At 73.8% G+C, this 15,870-nt stretch carries 11 protein-coding genes; 3 read left to right on the top strand and 8 right to left on the bottom strand.

What is annotated here, in order from left to right; translation table 11 throughout:
- Position 1 precedes the first annotated feature (1 nt).
- From ACF08W_RS06135 to ACF08W_RS06105, 7 genes are all read right to left on the bottom strand, one after another.
- Positions 2 to 1,582, bottom strand: coding sequence for a nitroreductase family protein (locus ACF08W_RS06135; RefSeq protein WP_385206693.1), 1,581 nt, complete (start codon positions 1,580 to 1,582; stop codon positions 2 to 4).
- Between the two features lie 14 nt (positions 1,583 to 1,596).
- Positions 1,597 to 3,588 (bottom strand): TOMM precursor leader peptide-binding protein, encoded by a 1,992-nt coding sequence (locus ACF08W_RS06130; protein ID WP_392278576.1) that lies wholly within the window; start codon positions 3,586 to 3,588, stop codon positions 1,597 to 1,599.
- Positions 3,578 to 5,944, bottom strand: a complete 2,367-nt coding sequence (locus ACF08W_RS06125; RefSeq protein WP_392278575.1) for a TOMM precursor leader peptide-binding protein — start codon at positions 5,942 to 5,944, stop codon at positions 3,578 to 3,580. Before ACF08W_RS06125 ends, ACF08W_RS06130 begins: the two co-directional genes overlap by 11 nt.
- Before the next feature lie 5 nt (positions 5,945 to 5,949).
- A complete protein-coding gene (locus tag ACF08W_RS06120; RefSeq protein ID WP_392278574.1) occupies positions 5,950 to 7,884 on the bottom strand; it encodes a BTAD domain-containing putative transcriptional regulator in 1,935 nt (644 codons plus the stop codon).
- 11 nt (positions 7,885 to 7,895) lie between these two features.
- On the bottom strand, positions 7,896 to 8,129 hold the full coding sequence (locus tag ACF08W_RS06115) for a hypothetical protein (protein WP_392278573.1): 234 nt from the start codon (positions 8,127 to 8,129) through the stop codon (positions 7,896 to 7,898).
- A gap of 272 nt (positions 8,130 to 8,401) precedes the next feature.
- Complete coding sequence (locus tag ACF08W_RS06110; RefSeq protein ID WP_392278572.1) at positions 8,402 to 10,990, bottom strand: ABC transporter permease; 2,589 nt, start codon at positions 10,988 to 10,990, stop codon at positions 8,402 to 8,404.
- Positions 10,987 to 11,775 (bottom strand): ABC transporter ATP-binding protein, encoded by a 789-nt coding sequence (locus tag ACF08W_RS06105; RefSeq protein WP_392278571.1) that lies wholly within the window; start codon positions 11,773 to 11,775, stop codon positions 10,987 to 10,989. Before ACF08W_RS06105 ends, ACF08W_RS06110 begins: the two co-directional genes overlap by 4 nt.
- A 519-nt stretch (positions 11,776 to 12,294) precedes the next feature.
- On the opposite strand from ACF08W_RS06105, the gene ACF08W_RS06100 reads away from it, so the two are divergent.
- Positions 12,295 to 12,708 (top strand): DUF485 domain-containing protein, encoded by a 414-nt coding sequence (locus ACF08W_RS06100; protein WP_385206708.1) that lies wholly within the window; start codon positions 12,295 to 12,297, stop codon positions 12,706 to 12,708.
- A complete protein-coding gene (locus ACF08W_RS06095) occupies positions 12,705 to 14,330 on the top strand; it encodes a cation acetate symporter (protein WP_392278570.1) in 1,626 nt (541 codons plus the stop codon). Before ACF08W_RS06100 ends, ACF08W_RS06095 begins: the two co-directional genes overlap by 4 nt.
- Before the next feature lie 212 nt (positions 14,331 to 14,542).
- Here the strand turns inward: ACF08W_RS06095 and ACF08W_RS06090 are convergent, their stop codons facing one another.
- Positions 14,543 to 15,049, bottom strand: a complete 507-nt coding sequence (locus ACF08W_RS06090; RefSeq protein ID WP_392278569.1) for a GNAT family N-acetyltransferase — start codon at positions 15,047 to 15,049, stop codon at positions 14,543 to 14,545.
- 237 nt (positions 15,050 to 15,286) lie between these two features.
- Here ACF08W_RS06090 and ACF08W_RS06085 point away from each other — a divergent pair, with 237 nt between their 5' ends.
- Positions 15,287 to 15,835, top strand: a complete 549-nt coding sequence (locus tag ACF08W_RS06085; protein ID WP_352276894.1) for a GNAT family N-acetyltransferase — start codon at positions 15,287 to 15,289, stop codon at positions 15,833 to 15,835.
- The last annotated feature ends 35 nt before the right edge of the window (positions 15,836 to 15,870 follow it).

The raw sequence follows: 15,870 nt of genomic DNA, 5'->3' as shown, positions 1-15,870 counted from the left end.
CTCAGGCGATCTCGTACCGGAAGTCGGCCGGGGCGGGCCGCTCGTTGCCGATCATCATGATCAGCAGCGGGGCCTCGCCGGTGCCGTCGAGGCCGAGTTCCTCGATGTACGAGATGTTGTCGAAGCCGAGCGCGACACCGCAGCCGACGCCGAGGGCGGAGGCGGTGGTGTACGTGGTCTGGGCGATCGCCCCGACGGTGGCGTTGACCAGGCGGTAGCCCCGGTCCCCGACGGCGTCGAGGACGGCGTCGGTGCGGACGGTCGGCACCAGTACGGCGGCGGCCTGCTCCAGGTTGTAGTTGGACAGGAAGTAGTTCTTCTGGAGGAAGGCGCCCGGCGCCCCCGCCTTCACCAGGCGCAGCACATGGGCCTCGGGGTCGTACTCGTACGCCCCCGGTTCGATTCCTTCGACGTGTCCGACGAAGGCGTAGAGCTTCGCGAGCCGCTGCCCGCCGGTGTCCCCGCCGATCACGGACCCGGCCACCGAGGCCGCCAGGCAGGACGCCAACTGTTCGGCGGACATGGGGCGTTGGGCGTCGAACCGGCCGAAGCTGCTGCGCCGCTCGCGGAGTGCGGTGCGGACGTCGACGGCGAGCGGCGGGCAGGTCGGCAGCTCGGTCACCGGCCGGTCCGGCACGGGCGGGTGCGCGGCGGCCGGGGCGAGGGCGGCGGGGTCGGGGCGGTCGGTGGCCCCGGCGGCGGTGACGGCCTGCATCCGGCGGAGCGCGTCGAAGGCGAGGACGGTACGGGAGCGTTCCCGGTCGCGGTGGCGGACGGCCACCGGGGCGGCCGGGGCAGGGGTACGGGCGGGGCCGGCACCGGTCCACCGGAGCGGGACGACGGCGAAGACGCCCTCCTCGGCCGTGTCGACGCCGAGGAGCCGCCCGAGCCGTTCCTCGTCGAACCAGAGCGCGGGCTCGACGGACAGCCCGCGCGCCCCGGCCCACATCCGCCAGGTCTGGAGGCAGGCGCCGAGGTCCATGGTCACGGCGTGGAAGGAGAAGTTGTTGTACTTGAAGGCGTTCTGCCAGTACTTGATGGACAGGACGAGGTACTGGTCGGTGTCCGGGCCCGGCGCCCCGTCACCGAGCGCCGCCCGCACCTCGCCGGTCACGTCGCCGGTCAGCAGCCGGCGCATGGCGTGGTGCCGGACGGAGTAGTAGTGCACCCCGGGCGGTACGGGGGCGCCCGGCCCGGAGACCCAGTGCACGGCGACGGGGTAGAGGCCGCCGCCGGAGGCGGTGCCCCGGGACCAGTTGGCGAGCGGGTAGAACGGCAGGGCGTTCAGGTCGGTGTTGGCCTGGACGCCGAGGCGGCGGCCGGTCAGCCCGTAGGAGTCGCGGAGCATCCCGGACAGCAGCGGGAGGTCGAAGGCGCCCTCCCCGTGGGCGTCCCGGGCCAGCCCCCGGTCCAGGTCGGCGTCGGCCGGGTAGCCGCAGTCGGGCAGCGGGAGGCTGTCGGTGCCGGGGTAGAACTTCGTCTTGCGGGGCCCGTCCGACCAGTTGGGCACGAAGTCGGCGGGGTCCATCGGGATGCGGCCGCGGTGCAGGATCGCGGTGGCGTATTCATGGGCGTACCCCATGGCGGGCTCCTCGGTCACGGGAAGGGGTGCGGGGCGGGGTTGAGGTCGGCGTCGGTCAGGTCGTCCTCGCGCAGTCCGGCGGCGCGCAGCGCGGTGCGCAGCCGGTCCATGCCGAGGGCGCGCTGCCGGCTCCAGCCGAAGTCGATCGGCAGCAGCCCCGGCACCAGGACGCTGACCGTGGTCAGGCCCAGCCCGCGCTGTTCGGGCATGGTCTGGTCGACGACGATCACGTCGAACCCGGCTGCGGTGACGGCGTCCACACACCGGTTCAGGTCGGTGCGCAGGTCGTCGGAGACCGGGAGCACCGCCCGGTTCCCGCGTCCGGCCGCGGGACCGTCCCCGTACAGCTCGTCGAAGGAGAGCCGGGGCGGGCGGGGCGCGCCCGGGGCGCCGAGGAGGAAGTCGGCGTGGTGGCCCATCTCGGGGAGCCCGTAGACCAGCGGGTGGTCGTGGAGCGCCTCGACGCGGTCGAAGTCGGCGGCCATGGCGCGCAGCCGGTCGCGTTCGCGTGCGGTGCGGTGCGGCAGGTTGACCGCGTCGGTGGCGATCTCGCACAGGGCCCCGGCGAGCGCCGCCTCCGGGTCGAGCCCGGCCCCGGCGCCGAAGCACATCAGGCCGTCACCGCCGTCGCGGCGGACCGCGACCCCGGTGACGACCGGGACGGGGAAGGTGATCCGGGTGTCGAAGAAGCGGGCCTCGTAGCCGTACATCTCCAGCCGGTCGATCATCTGCCGGGTGGCGGGGCGGCGGCTGGTGGCGGCGTCGATCTCCGGCAGCGCGGCCCGCCCGTACCAGGCGAGCAGGAAGGCGTCCCGCTCGACGACCTCCATCAGCCCGAAGTAGACGGCCTCCTCCAGGCAGCCGCCGGAGGCGCAGCCGTTGGAGCTCTCCTGGACGAACCGGTTCTCCAGCCCGGGGGCGTGGTAGTACGCCAGGATCTCCGGCACCAGGACCGCGCGCCCGTCGCGCAGCGACCAGCCCTGCACCCAGGGGATGCGCCGGTCCGGGGCGAAGGGGACGACGCGGGGGTTGGCGCGGTGGAAGGCGTCCGCGTACAGCCCGCAGGTGCGGGGGTCGAGGGCGTGCTCGCCCCGGGCCCGCAGGGCGTCCAGCGAGTCGGCCGTCCCGGCCCGCCTGGCCCGCGAGCGCATGCCCGCGTACCGCTCCAGCCCCTCCAGCACTCCGATCCGCATGGACTCGGCGTACGTGTCGGCGTGTCCGCCCCAGAAGGTCTCGCGCAGGTACTCCCCCGAGCGCATGGAGAAGCAGCCGATCGTGGCGGAGGTGGAGGTGGAGGAGACGTCCTGGACGACGGACGGGCCGAGCGAGCCGCACACCGGGTTGGCGTAGGGCTCGACCGGCAGGTCGTACGCCTCGATGTCCCGGACCCGGAAGCCGCCGGGGCGGCGCTTGGGCGCGGGGCGCAGTACGAGTGCGGCCGCCTCGGGGGTGTCCGCCTCGACGGTGCCGCAGCGCGGGCATTCCGGGTCGGGCACCAACGGGTAGTGCCGGACCGTCAGTTCCGCCAGGTCGACCAGGTGGACCGCCGGGCGGCCGCCGGTGCGCGGGCCCTCCCCGGCCAGCCGGGCCGCGACCAGCCCGGCCAGCGCGTGCACGGCGAACGGGGCGGGGTACGGGGACTCCCCGGCCGCCCGGGTGCCGGAGCCCAGCTCCAGCGCCTCGCGCAGGGCGACGGAGCGGACCGCCTGCCAGCGCCGCTCCAGGCACCGCGCGCAGCCCGGCGCCCCGTCGTCCGGCGCGAACGGGCCGACGACGGCGTGCCGCCCGTAGAACCGCACGGGCACGGCGCCCGCCTTCCCACTGTCCCCGCCGTACGTGTCCGCCGCCTCCGGCACATCGGCGAAGGCGTCGCGCACCCCGAGCGGGGCCACGTCCAGCGGGGGCGGGGTGCCGTACCGGGCCAGCGCCTCCCGGAGCGCCGCCGCGAGGGCCCGCGCGGTCCCGGACAGTACGGGGGCCTCCCGGACCGGGGCGTCAACGGGCATCGGTGCCGCCCGCCTTCCCGGCGGCGCCGCCCGCGTCCGGCACGGCGCCGTCGACGGTGAGCAGCACCCGGGCCGTGCTGATGCCGCCCGCCGCGAGGTCGGCCGGGGTGGTCGGCAGGTACAGAGCGTCCCGGCCGGCTGCCCGCAGCGCGTCCAGCACCGCGTCGAAGGTGGTGTCGGGCCCGTCCACCGCGACCGGTGCCCCGGTCACCCCGACGCTGCCCGCCGCCAGGTCCCCGACCAGCGGGTCGCCGGTGTCGACCGCGCCGGCCGGGTCCTCGGCGGCCAGCTGCGCCTGCCCGAGCAGGTCCCGCAGCGCCGCGCAGGCCGCCGCCCGGCGCGAGAGCCCCGCGCCGACCGCCCACCGGCCCCGGGCGCCCCCGCCGTCCGCCTCGCGGGCCAGCACCACGTGGGCGGTGGTGCGGGCCGGTTCGCCGAGATCCAGGAGGTCCACCGGGAGGTCCAGGTTGGCGGCGGACTTCAGCAGGAAGACCAGCTCGGGGTCGTCGCCGTCGGCCGCGACCGGGCGTACCTCGGTGGCGCCGCGCACCGCCCGCAGCAGGGCGTCGTGGGCCAGCGCGGACATCAGCCCGGTGCCCGCCGCCTCCCGCGCGTCGGCCCCGGCGCCCGATCCGGCGACCGACGCGAGGTGCAGCCGCCCCCGGTTGTCCGGGCCGAACGGCCGCACGGCCGCCGCGGGCACCCGGGCCGCTTCCCCGCCGGTCAGCGAGGCGACGGTGGTCCAGGCGTCCGGGACCGCCCCGGTGCCGCCTCCGGTGGTCAGCGCGTCCGGCCCGAGGACCCGGCCCGCACCGCCTTCGCAGGAGGACCCGGCGGGCGGCACCACGTGCTCGACGTAGGCGCTCGCCGCCGCGTACAGGGCCCGCATCCGCGCCCCCGCCAGGTGGTGGACGTCGAAGGCGGCGATCCGGCGGCGCCGTCCCGCCCCGAGGGCCACCTCGATCCGGCTGAGCTTCAACGGGGTCTGGGTAAGTGCCTCGTCGTCCCAGCTCCGGAAGATCCCGGTGTGCGGGCGGACCATGGACGCGCTGATCCGGTTCAGCTCCTCGACCAGCTCCTCCGCGTCGCGGGCGGTCTCCACGGTCGCGGTCACCGGCAGGGCCGGCCCGTCCGGGAGCGCCCCGGCGAGCTCCGGCGCGGCCGCCTCCGCGCAGCGCGCGCAGCGGGGGTGCGGGGCGACCGGTTCGGCCATGACGTCCAGCGAGGCGAGGTCCTGGATCAGGACCTGGCGGTCGGTCTCGGCGGGCAGCACGCCCGTGGTGAGGCGGAAGATCTCGTACCCCAGCAGGTTCCCCACCATCGCGGCGACCGGCCCGTCCACCGTGTCCGTGGCGGCGGGCACCGCCCCGGCCGCCGCGCCCCACAGCTCGGCCGCCGCGCCCGCGTCCACGTTGCCGCCCAGGCGCAGCACGGCGCAGGACCAGCAGCCGGTGGAGGTGGCGGTGGCCAGCGGGCCGACCACCAGGCGCTCGGCGAAGAGCCAGGCGGGGATGAGGGTGCGGCCCTCGGGCACCCCTGCGGCCAGCAGCCGGTGGGTGCGCGGACCGGCACCGGCACCGGTCACCACGACGACGTCGTACCCGTCCAGCGCGGCCCAGTCGGCGCCGGTGCCGTCTCCGGTCCCGGTCCCGTCTCCCGTTCCGGTGGTGATGCGGGCGGCGTGGGCGGCCGCCTGCTCCGCCTCGGCGGTGACGTCGTCGAACGCGGCGGTCGTACCGATCCGTACGCAGCCGTTGCGCAGCAGGCTCAGCGCGCACCAGCGGGCGATCTCGTCGTCGCCGAGCACGGCGACCCGGGTGGCGCGGAAACGGGCGAACCGTTCCGGTGCCCGGTCGGTGTAGTGGTCGATGTAGGCGATCTGGGCGGCGAACCGCTCGGCCACGTCGTCGTCGACCGGGGCCGGTCCGCCGGCCGCCTCGGGCACGTCGCGGGCGAAGTCCCGGGCGTAGAGCGTCCGGACGAGTTCCGCGGCCATCGCGCGCTGGGCGGGGCCGAAGCCGGAGCAGAGGTCGGCGAGCCGGTGGTGGCCGGTCAGATGGGGCACGACGAGGGAGGCGAAGCGGTAGGCGGTGCGCCCGGCCAGGTGGAAACCGCCGTCGGCGTTGTGGAAGAGGACCCCGCCGGGGGTCTCGGTGAACAGCACGTCGCGGCGGATCCGCGGCCGGGTCCCGGCCAATGTGTCGAAGACCGATGCGGTGGAGGCGGGTTCGGGCCCGGCGGACGCGGACGCCGGTGCCGGTGCGGACTCCGGTGCGGTCGCGGGTGCCGGTGCGGCGGGGTCGGCCGTCGGCGCGGCGTCGGGGGCGCGCTCGGTGGTGGCGGCGGTCTCGGCCATGGGGGTCACACCTTCTCTGTGCGGCGGATGCGTTCCTGGTCGGTTCTCCGCGCGTGGGCGCGGAGCAGTTCGTGGATGCGGTACGGGCCTGGCGGGCCGTCCTCCAGCAGCCCGGCGTCGGCGAGCCGTTCCAGCACCGCTTCCGGGGTGCCGGGGACGTCGTCGGCGGTGAAGGCGGGCCCGGTGCCGGTCGCGGCCCGGTGGAACGCCTCGGAGAGCCTCGGGTCGAGCCGGGCCAGCGCCCCGTCGAGGACGGCGGGGACGGACAGGCTCGGGGAGTCGGGGAGGACGAGCCGGGCCAGCGGGTCGTCGCCGAACCAGTCGACGGCGTCGCCGAGCGACAGCGCGGGCCGGGTGAGCAGCCGGGCCGTCAGGATGCGCAGGGCGAGCGGAAGGTGTCCGCACAGCCCGGAGAGTCGGCGGGCCGCCTCCGGTTCCGCCTCGACGCGTTCGGCGCCGAGGACGGAGACCAGCAGGGCGTACGCCTCGGGCTCGGTGAACACCGAGAGCCGGTGCACCCAGCCGCCGTGCGTGGCGACCAGCCCGGCCAGCCCCATCCGGCTGGTGACGACCACCGCGCCCCGGGCCTGGGCGAGCGCGGGCAGCAGCGGGCGTACCTGGTCGGCGTCCACGACGTCGTCGAGCACCAGCAGGACCCGCGCCCCGCCCGCCTCGCCCGAACCGCCCGTACCGCCTGTACCGCTCGTGCCCCCCGTACCGCCGACGCCTGCCGTACCTCCCGTACCTCCCGTGCCGAGGGCCGCGTGGGCCTCGGCCGCCAGGTCGGCGGCGGGGCGGGCCTCGCCGTCCGGGCGGGTCGCCGTGACCACCGCCCGCCCGCCGGGGAAGGCGTCCCGCACCAGATGGGCGACGTGGTGGGCGAGGGCCGACTTGCCGACGCCGGGCGCCCCGGACACCAGGATGATGGGCGGCTGCCGGTCCCCGCCCGCCCCGGTGTCGGCGGCGTACGCGGTGAGCCGGGCGGCCATCGCGGCGGTCTCGGCCTCCCGCCCGGTGAAGTCCGGCACCGGCCGGGGCACGGCGGCCCAGGGCACCGGGAAGGCCGCCTGGACCGCGGAAGCCGCAGGGGTCAGGGCCGTACCGTCGCGCACCACGGACACCTCGCGCACCGGCACGGGCCCCCGCTCCCCCGGCGCGATCACCGTCCCCTCCAGCACGCCCATCGCCGCCCCGGGGCCGAGGTCCTCGCCGCGCAGGATGGCGAGTTCGAGCTGCTGGAGGGCGGGCGAGGGGTCCACCCCCAGCTCGTCCAGGAGAAACTCCTTGACCCGCCGGTACTCGGCGAGCGCCTGGGTCTGCCGCCCGGTCCGGTACAGCGCCTCGATCAGCTGCTCGTGGAGCCGCTCGTGCCCCGGGTATACGCGCGTAGCGGTCCACAGTTCGACGAGCGCCTCACCGTGCCGGCCGAGCCCCAGCAGCAGGTCGCAGACCCGTTCCACACTGCGCAGCCGCTCCTCGGCCAGCCGCGGCACCTCGTCCCGGTGCAGGACGTCGGAGCGGACGTTGGCGAGCAGCGCGCCCTGCCACAGCGACAGCGCGTCCTTCAGTTGCAGGAGTTCGGCCTCCGGGTCGTGGGAGAGCAGGACGGCGCGGCGCACCTGTTCCCGGAAGCCGAGCAGGTCGAGGGTGTGCGGTTCGGCGGTGATCCGGTAGCCGCCGGGGACCGCCTCGATGACCGTCTCCGTCACGCCGTGCTTGGTGAAGAGCCGACGCAGCCGGAGTACGCAGGTCTGGAGCGCGGCCTTGGCGGTGACCGGCTGTTCCTCGCCCCAGACGGCGCGCTGGAGGTAGTCGGCGGAGACGACGGAGTTGGCGCGCAGGAGGAGCGCCGCCAGCAGGATGGTCGGCTTGGACGGCTGGAGCACCACGGATTCGGGGCCGTCGGCGAGGGTCAGTGGCCCGAGCAGCTGGAACCGCATCGGCCGCGGTCCTAGTCCCAGCCGTTGACCAGCTTGCACACCGGGACCGGTACGGAGACCGGCAGCCCGGCGAGGGCGGCCTCCACGCTCTCGCAGGCCCGCGCGGTGCCCTGCGCGGCCTCCGGCCGGCCCGTCGCGTCCCCGGGGACGGGGGCGGCGGAGGCGGTGGCGGCGCCGAACAGGAGCCCGGCGAGGGCGATCCCGGTGACGGCCGCGGTGCGGGCGAGGGCCGCGGTACGGGTCACGCGGGCGGGCCGACATGAAAACGGAGAACTGAACACGTGTGTCCCCTTCGGCGGTGTCGTCCTGCCGGGGGTGTCCCGGCACGACGACGATGCCAGCGGCAAGGGCGCGGCAGCAGGGGCCTTGGTGTCAGCATGCTGCACCGGTCGCGGCAGCTTCGTGCAACGCGGTGGCCGAACTCCGTTGCTCCACAGGGGCGCACGCGATCCGGCCCCGGAGTGTTTGGAGGAACACCCCGGGGCCGGATGCGGCCAGTCTACGCGGATCGTACGGCTCAGCCGTCGGCGGCGATCGCGTTCAGGACGTTCATCCGCCCCGCCCGGAACGCCGGTACCAGTGCGGCGAACAGGCCGACGAAGGCGGAGGCGACGAAGACCGTGAGGATCGTCGGCCACGGGATCTCCAGGACGTCCAGCCCCTCCAGGGCCAGCAGCCGCTGGGCGGCGGTGCCCCAGCCCATGCCGAGCCCGAGGCCGAGCAGGGCGCCGAAGACCGCGATGACGACGGACTCCAGACGGATCATCCGGCGCAGTTGGCGGCGGGAGAGGCCGATGGCGCGCATCAGGCCGATCTCGCGGGTCCGTTCGACCACCGACAGGGCCAGGGTGTTCACCACACCGAGCACGGCGACGATGATCGCGAGCGCCAGCAGCCCGTAGACGATGTTCAGCAGCTGGCCGATCTGGTCCTTCAGCTCCTGCTTGTAGTCGGCCTGGTTGCGGACCACGTACTGGGGGTACTTGGCGAGGGCGGTCTTGAGCGCGGCGTACGTCTCCTTCTCCTTGCCGTCCACGGCCTTGGCGAAGAGCATCACGTCCTGCGGCATGGCGTCGGCGGGGAGGTACCGTTCGGCGGTCCGGATGTCGGTGTACATCGCGCCCTTGTCGATGTTCACGTCGTCCGAGGTGATCGCGCCGATCCGCAGCTTCGCGGTCCTGCCGTCCCGGAACGCGACGGTGAGCCGGTCGCCGACCTTGAGGTGGTGCTTCGCGGCGTAGCCCTCGCCGACCGACATGGCGCCGGGGGCGTAGGCGTCGGCGAGTTCACCGGAGACGGTCTCGCGGCGCAGGTCGTCCTTGTACGTGGGGTCGACGGCGGAGAGGCCCTGCTTCTCGGTGGTGCCGTCGGGGGCGGTCACCCGGGCCTCGACGCTGCGGTAGCGGGAGATGTGTTCGAGGTCGGGTACGGCGGTGACGGCCTTCGCCGCCTGGTCCACGATCGGGGAGCCGTCCCCGGCGGACTGGACGATGAAGTCGGCGCCCACGGAGCGGTCCAGTTCCTCGGTGGCCGAGGCGACCATGGAGGAGCCGACCACGGAGAGGCAGGCGACCAGCGCGAGGCCGACCATCAGGGCGGCACCGGTCGCCCCGGTACGGCGCGGGTTGCGCAGGGCGTTGCGTTCGGCGAGCCGGCCCACCGAGCCGAACACCCGCAGCAGCACGGCGCTGAGCACCCGGACCACGAACCCGGCGAGCAGCGGGCCGATCACGATGAAGCCGACCAGGGTGAGCAGGACGCCCACCCCGAGCGGGAGCGAGCCGCGGCCCGCGTCGTCGGCCCGTGCCGCGGCGACCAGCGCGGCGCCGCCGCCCAGTGTGAGGACCAGCCCGAGCGCGGCCCGGACGCGGCCGGTGCGGCCGTCCGAGGGCGTACCGGAGTCGCGGAGCGCGGCCATGGGCGAGACCTTGCCCGCCCGGCGGGCCGGGAAGTACGCGGCGACGACGGTGACGACGACGCCCAGCACCAGGCCGGTCACCGGGGTCGTCCAGGCGACGGTGAGGTCCTCGGTGGACAGCTCCATGCCCACCGCGCCCATCAGCTTCATCAGGCCGACGGCGAGGCCGATGCCCGCGCCGACCCCGAGGAGCGAGCCGACGGTGCCGAGGAGCAGCGCCTCGACCAGCACGGACCGGTTGACCTGCTTGCGGCTGGAGCCGATGGCCCGCATCAGGCCGATCTCGCGGGTGCGCTGGGCGACCAGCATGGAGAAGGTGTTGACGATCAGGAAGATGCCGACGAGGAGGGCGATCCCGGCGAAGCCGAGCATGGCGTACTTCAGCACGTCGAGGAAGGAGCCCATGGAGTCCTTGTTGGCCTCCGCCGCCTCCTTCTGCGTCCGGAGCTCGTACGCGCCCTGGTCGCCGACCGCCGTGGCGACGTCCTTCTTCAGGCGCTCGTGGGGGACGCCGGTGTCGGCGGTGACGTTGACCAGGCTGAAGACGTCGTCCCGGCCGAGCAGCATGCGCTGCGCGGTGGCGGTGTCGAAGTAGACGACGGCGGCACCGGGGTTGGTGATCCGGAAGGTGGCGATGGCGCTGATCCGTGCCCGGATGTCGCCGTGGGGGGTGATGGTGCGCAGTTCGTCGCCGAGCTTCAGGTGGTGCTTGTCGGCGGTGTCGGCGTCGACCATGACCTCGGTCGGGCCGCGCGGTGCGTGGCCGGAGGATATCTCCATCGAGCGCAGGTCGTTGCGGGTCCAGTTGCCGGCGATGGTCGGGGCGCCGGTGGTCGAGCCCATGTTCTTGTCGTGGCTGTCGACGACGGTGACGGACATGCTGGTGACCGCGCCCTCGGCGCTCTTCGCGCCGGTGGCCTTCGCGGCCCGTTCGACGACGGAGGCGGGGACGGTGGCGGGCTTGCCGCCGCGCGGCCCCATCAGGTCCTCGTCCTCGGCGGTGCGGGGGCCGACGGTGACGTCGGCGGAGGTCGCGGCGAAGAGCTTGTCGAAGGTGGTGCTCATGGTGTCGGTGAAGACGAGCGTGCCGCACACGAACGCCACCGACAGCAGGACCGCGACGGCGGAGAGCGCCATCCGTCCCTTGTGGGCGAGGAAGTTCCGCCGTGAGGTCTTCCAGACGGTCATGAGGTCCGCCCGCGCGCGTCGAAGTCCTTCATCCGGTCGAGGACCTGGTCGGCGGTCGGGTCGCGCATCTCGTCGACGATCCGCCCGTCGGCCAGGTAGAGGACCCGGTCCGCGTAGGAGGCGGCCACCGGGTCGTGGGTGACCATGACGATGGTCTGGCCCAGTTCGTCGACCGAGCGGCGCAGGAAGCCCAGCACCTCGGCCCCGGCCCGCGAGTCCAGGTTCCCGGTCGGCTCGTCCCCGAAGATGATCTCCGGCCGGGCGGCCAGGGCACGGGCCACCGCGACGCGCTGCTGCTGGCCGCCGGAGAGTTCGGTGGGCCGGTGCTTCAGCCGTCCGGTGAGCCCGACGGTGTCCACGACCTGCTGGAGCCAGGCGGCGTCGGGGCGGCGGCCGGCGATGTCCATCGGCAGGGTGATGTTCTCCAGCGCGTTGAGCGTGGGCAGCAGGTTGAACGCCTGGAAGATGAAGCCGATCCGGTCGCGGCGGAGCTGGGTGAGCTTCTTGTCCTTCAGGCCGGTGATCTCGGTCTCGTCGAGGAAGATCTGGCCCGCGCTGACGGTGTCCAGACCGGCCAGGCAGTGCATCAGGGTCGACTTCCCGGAGCCGGACGGGCCCATGATCGCCGTGAACTCTCCCCGGACGATGTCCACATCGACATGATCGAGCGCGACGACCCGGGTCTCCCCCGCCCCGTAGGCCTTCACGACCTGCCGCGCCCGCGCGGCAACGGCCGTGCGTCCCGCGACACCCCCACGGCTGGGAACGGTTACCGCCGTTGTCACGATATTTCTCCTCTGTCGGCCGATGCCGGGAACGGCTCGGTACGCGTACGGAATCAGGTGCCGGAAACAGCCCGACACCTGCGCGTCCGGCCCATCCCCCGGGCGGGGTCTCCCCCGCCCGTCCCCCCGGGCCCGCCATGTCCGCGGCGGGCTCCAGCCGCTCCTCGCGGCGTAAGAACACCGTAAGGAATCAGCCGTCCCGGCCACGTCCTCCGCCGGGAGGAACGGCCCCTGCCCAGAACTGAGGAGCCACCCCTAAGGGTCTCGGCCCCTGGGTGGAGCCCTTGTAGGGGACTCCCCCCAGGGGTGCACCGACCGCCCCGCAGCGGTCCCCCGTCCCGCCCCGGGGCCACCTTCCGTTCACCGCCGGATGCTCAACTGAGCCAATACCAGAGGTAATTCGCTTCACACACTCCCCAACCGCCGTACTGGCGAGTAAGGTTCACGCTTCCGACCGCACCGCACTCCTGCCTTGCCGTCCCCGACCAGGACCCGAGCCACGCAAGGAGCAGCACCCCGATGTCGCACGGAAACCCGTCCCCGTCCCCCCAGCGCGCCGACTACCTGCTGCCCTGGCAGAGCACCGCTCCGGCCCCGCCCGACCCCCTGGCCGACCCGTCCACCGCTCCGGCGCCCGCCGCCCCCGTCCCGGGCCGCCACAGCGACCTGCGCCGGCTGCGGACCGCGTACCGGGCGCTGCGGCGGATCGCGACGCTGACCGCGCTCGGCTATTTCGTGGCCTTCCTGCTGCTGTCGGCGTTCGCCAAGGACGCGATGGCCACCCCGCTATTCGGCGGCCTCAATGCCGGTATGGCGCTGGCCGTCCTCCAGCTCCCGGTGACGGTCCTCGCCCTGGTGGTGTACGAGCGGACCGCCCGGCGCACGGTCGACCCGCTCGCCGCCCGTATCCGCAGAGCGGGAGCCGCACGGTGAACGGATTCGACAACTCCGCGCAGTCGATGTCCCTGGTGGCCTTCCTGGCGGTCGGCACCGTGGCGCTGCTGCTCTGTGTGATGACCGGCCCGGACCGGGACGACCTCGGCGAGTTCTACACCGGTTCCCGCTCGCTGGGCCCGGTACGGAGCGGGCTCGCCCTGGCGGGCGACTACCTGTCCGCCGCCACGGTGCTCGGCACCACCGGCATCATCGCGCTCACCGGGTACGACGGGACGATCCTCGCCCTGAGCATCACGCTCTCGCTGGTCCTGCTGATGTTCCTGCTCGCCGAGCCGCTCCGGAACACCGGCGGGTTCACCATGGGCGACGTGCTGGTGCGCCGCTCCCCCGGCCGCGCGGTCCGGGTCACCGCCTGCGCGGCCACGATCGCCGCGCTCGTCCCGATGATGGTCGTCCAACTGGCCAGCAGCGGCGATCTGCTCGCGTTCATCCTGGGTTTCGACACCTCGGGCTTCCGGACCGGCGCCATCATCGGCCTCGGCATCCTGATGATCGCCTACGCGGCGATCGGCGGGATGAAGGGCACGTCGCTGATCCAGATCGTGAAGATCGTCGTCCTTCTCGTGGCCGCCTTCAGCATCGCCGTCCTCATCATGAACCGGTTCGACTGGAGCACCGATTCGCTGCTCTCGGCCGCCCGGCAGAGCAGTGGGGCGGGGGCCGCGTTCCTGAGTTCGGGGCTCCAGTTCGAGGGCAGCGGGCTCGACATGGTCAGCTCCGAACTGACCGTGGTCCTCGGCGCCGCCTGTCTCCCGCACGTCACCATGCGGATGTCGAGCGCCCGCTCCACGCAGGCCGTCCGCCGCTCGATGTCATGGGCGGTCGGTACGGTCGCCACGATCTGCCTGCTGCTGGTGGTCATCGGTTTCGGCGCGGCGGCACTCGTCGGCCACGAGGGGATCACCGCCGCCGGGGCCTCCGGGAACAGCGCGATCCTCCAGATCAGCGGGGAGGTCGCGAACGGTACGCGGATGGGGGCGCTGATCATCACGACGATGACGACGGCGATCTTCCTGACGCTGCTCGCCTCGGTCGCCGGGATGATCCTGGCCTGCGCCAACTCCCTGGCCCACGACCTGTTCGCGCACGGGCTGCGCGGAACCCGCCGACCGGGCCGGGGACCGATGACGGGCCGTACCGAGATGCGTACGGCACAGATCTCGGCGATCGTCGTGGGCATCATCGCCATCGCCCTCGCCGTGGTGGCCCGGCACTGGAACGTGCAGGCCCTGGCCACGCTCTCGTTCTGCGTCGGCGCGTCGGCGCTGGCCCCGGCGCTGGTGTACAGCATGTTCTGGCGGCGCTTCACCCGTACCGGGCTGATCTGCACCCTGGTCGTCGGCACCGTCACGGTGCTGGTGCTGATCACCGGTACGAACCTGGTGTCCGGCTCGCCCACGTCGGTCTTCCCCGACCACGACTTCAACTGGTTCCCGTACACCACCACCGGGCTCGTCTCCATCCCGGCGGGCTTCCTCGCGGGCTTCCTGGGCACGGTGCTCCCCCGCAACACGGCCCCCGCCGCCCGCCGCGTCTACCAGGGCGAGGAGCCCCGCATCCTGGCCGGCGCCCCACCGATCCCCGCCGACCCGCACTGACCGCCCCGGCTGCCACGCGGCGGAGCCGGTACCGTGCTCCCGGCTGCCCCGAGCCAAGGGCGGGTCGGTGCGAGGCGGCGCAGGCCACCGGCCCGCACGGAACGGGACTGGCGCCGCCTGCCGAGCACGGAACTGGGCCCCGGTCCGCTCGATGGACCCTCGGCAGGTCCTCCGCCGTGATGGGCCGACGAACGCGTCGGTGATCAGCGGCTCTACGCGGCGGACGAGTCGAACGAGATCCAGACGTCGGGCGGCAGTTCGGGCCGGCCGGGAACCGCTCTGCGCTCCTCCGTCCACGCGTCGCCGGCGATCTCCGTCGCGACACGGCGCCAGAACCGCACCGCGGCGGTGTTGGCGTCCTGGAACGCGATCTCCCACGGACCGGGGTGCCGGGCCACGATCTCCTGTACGGCGCGCAGCCCGGTCCCCGCCCGCCGCGCCCCGCGCACCACGAAGAAGCTGTTCAGCACACGTGTCGCGGCGGTCAGGTTCCGGACGAAGGCGAACCCGGCCGGGCTGCCGTCACCGCTGGTGAAGAGGTAGGGCGCCCAGTCGGGGTCGTCGGAGAAGGCCGTGTGGAGCCGTTCGCCGCGGAAGGTTCCGTCGGCGTTGGGCAGCACACCGTCGAACTCCGAGAGGTCATGGCGGAACATCAGCCACAGCCGCTCCACCACGGCGCGGTCGGCGCTGCTGGCGAGGCGGACGGATACGTCGGGCACGGGACTCTCCTCAAGTCGGAGGCCCTCGACCGCGGCCTCCGTGTCCGGGTACGGGTACAGGTACAGGTACGGGTACGGGTACGGGTACGGGTACGGGTACGGAAAAAGCCTCCCCGGCGGATGTCTTCATCCGGGCCAGGGAGGCTCGTAGTCGGCGGAGACTTTAACAGACCCCCTCGGATACGTCCGCGTTCCGCACGAGTACCGTCCGGCGGGGCCTTCGGTAGATTCCCGCGCATGACCGAACCGAAATCCGTTGTCTGGCCACCCGCTCCGATCAGGACCGAGCGGCTCGTGCTGCGGGCTCCCGAGCCCCGGGACCGTGCGATGTTCGTCGAACTGTTCAGCTCGCCGGAGGTGGGCACGTACATCGGCGGACACCGGCCCCGGGACGAGTGCGAGCGCGCGTTGCCCGAGGAGCCCGAGAGGCGGCCCGGCCTCTTCGTGGTCGAGCTCGACGGAACGATGATCGGCACCGTCGAACTCAACCGACGCACCACGGAACACCGGGACGAGCCCGAACCGGGCTCGGGGAAGGCCGAACTCGGCTACCTGTTCCTCCCGGAGGCATGGGGACAGGGATACGCCGGCGAGGCGTGCGCGGCGGTGCTCGGCTGGTTCGCCGAAGCGCTTCCCGGCGAAACGGTGGCGCTGCGCACCCAGACCGCCAACGCCCGCTCGATGCGCCTCGCGGCAAAGCTGGGCTTCACCGAGGCGCAGCGGTACGAGGCATGGGGCGCCGAACAGTGGCTCGGCACGGTGTCCCCGGTCGCACCACCCGCTTGACCGGGGTTCCACCCCTGCCTCACGTTTTACATGAC

The organism is Streptomyces sp. NPDC015144 (genome assembly GCF_043079735.1).
Lineage (GTDB): Bacteria > Actinomycetota > Actinomycetes > Streptomycetales > Streptomycetaceae > Streptomyces.
This window is presented reverse-complemented; position numbering and strand designations above follow the sequence as displayed.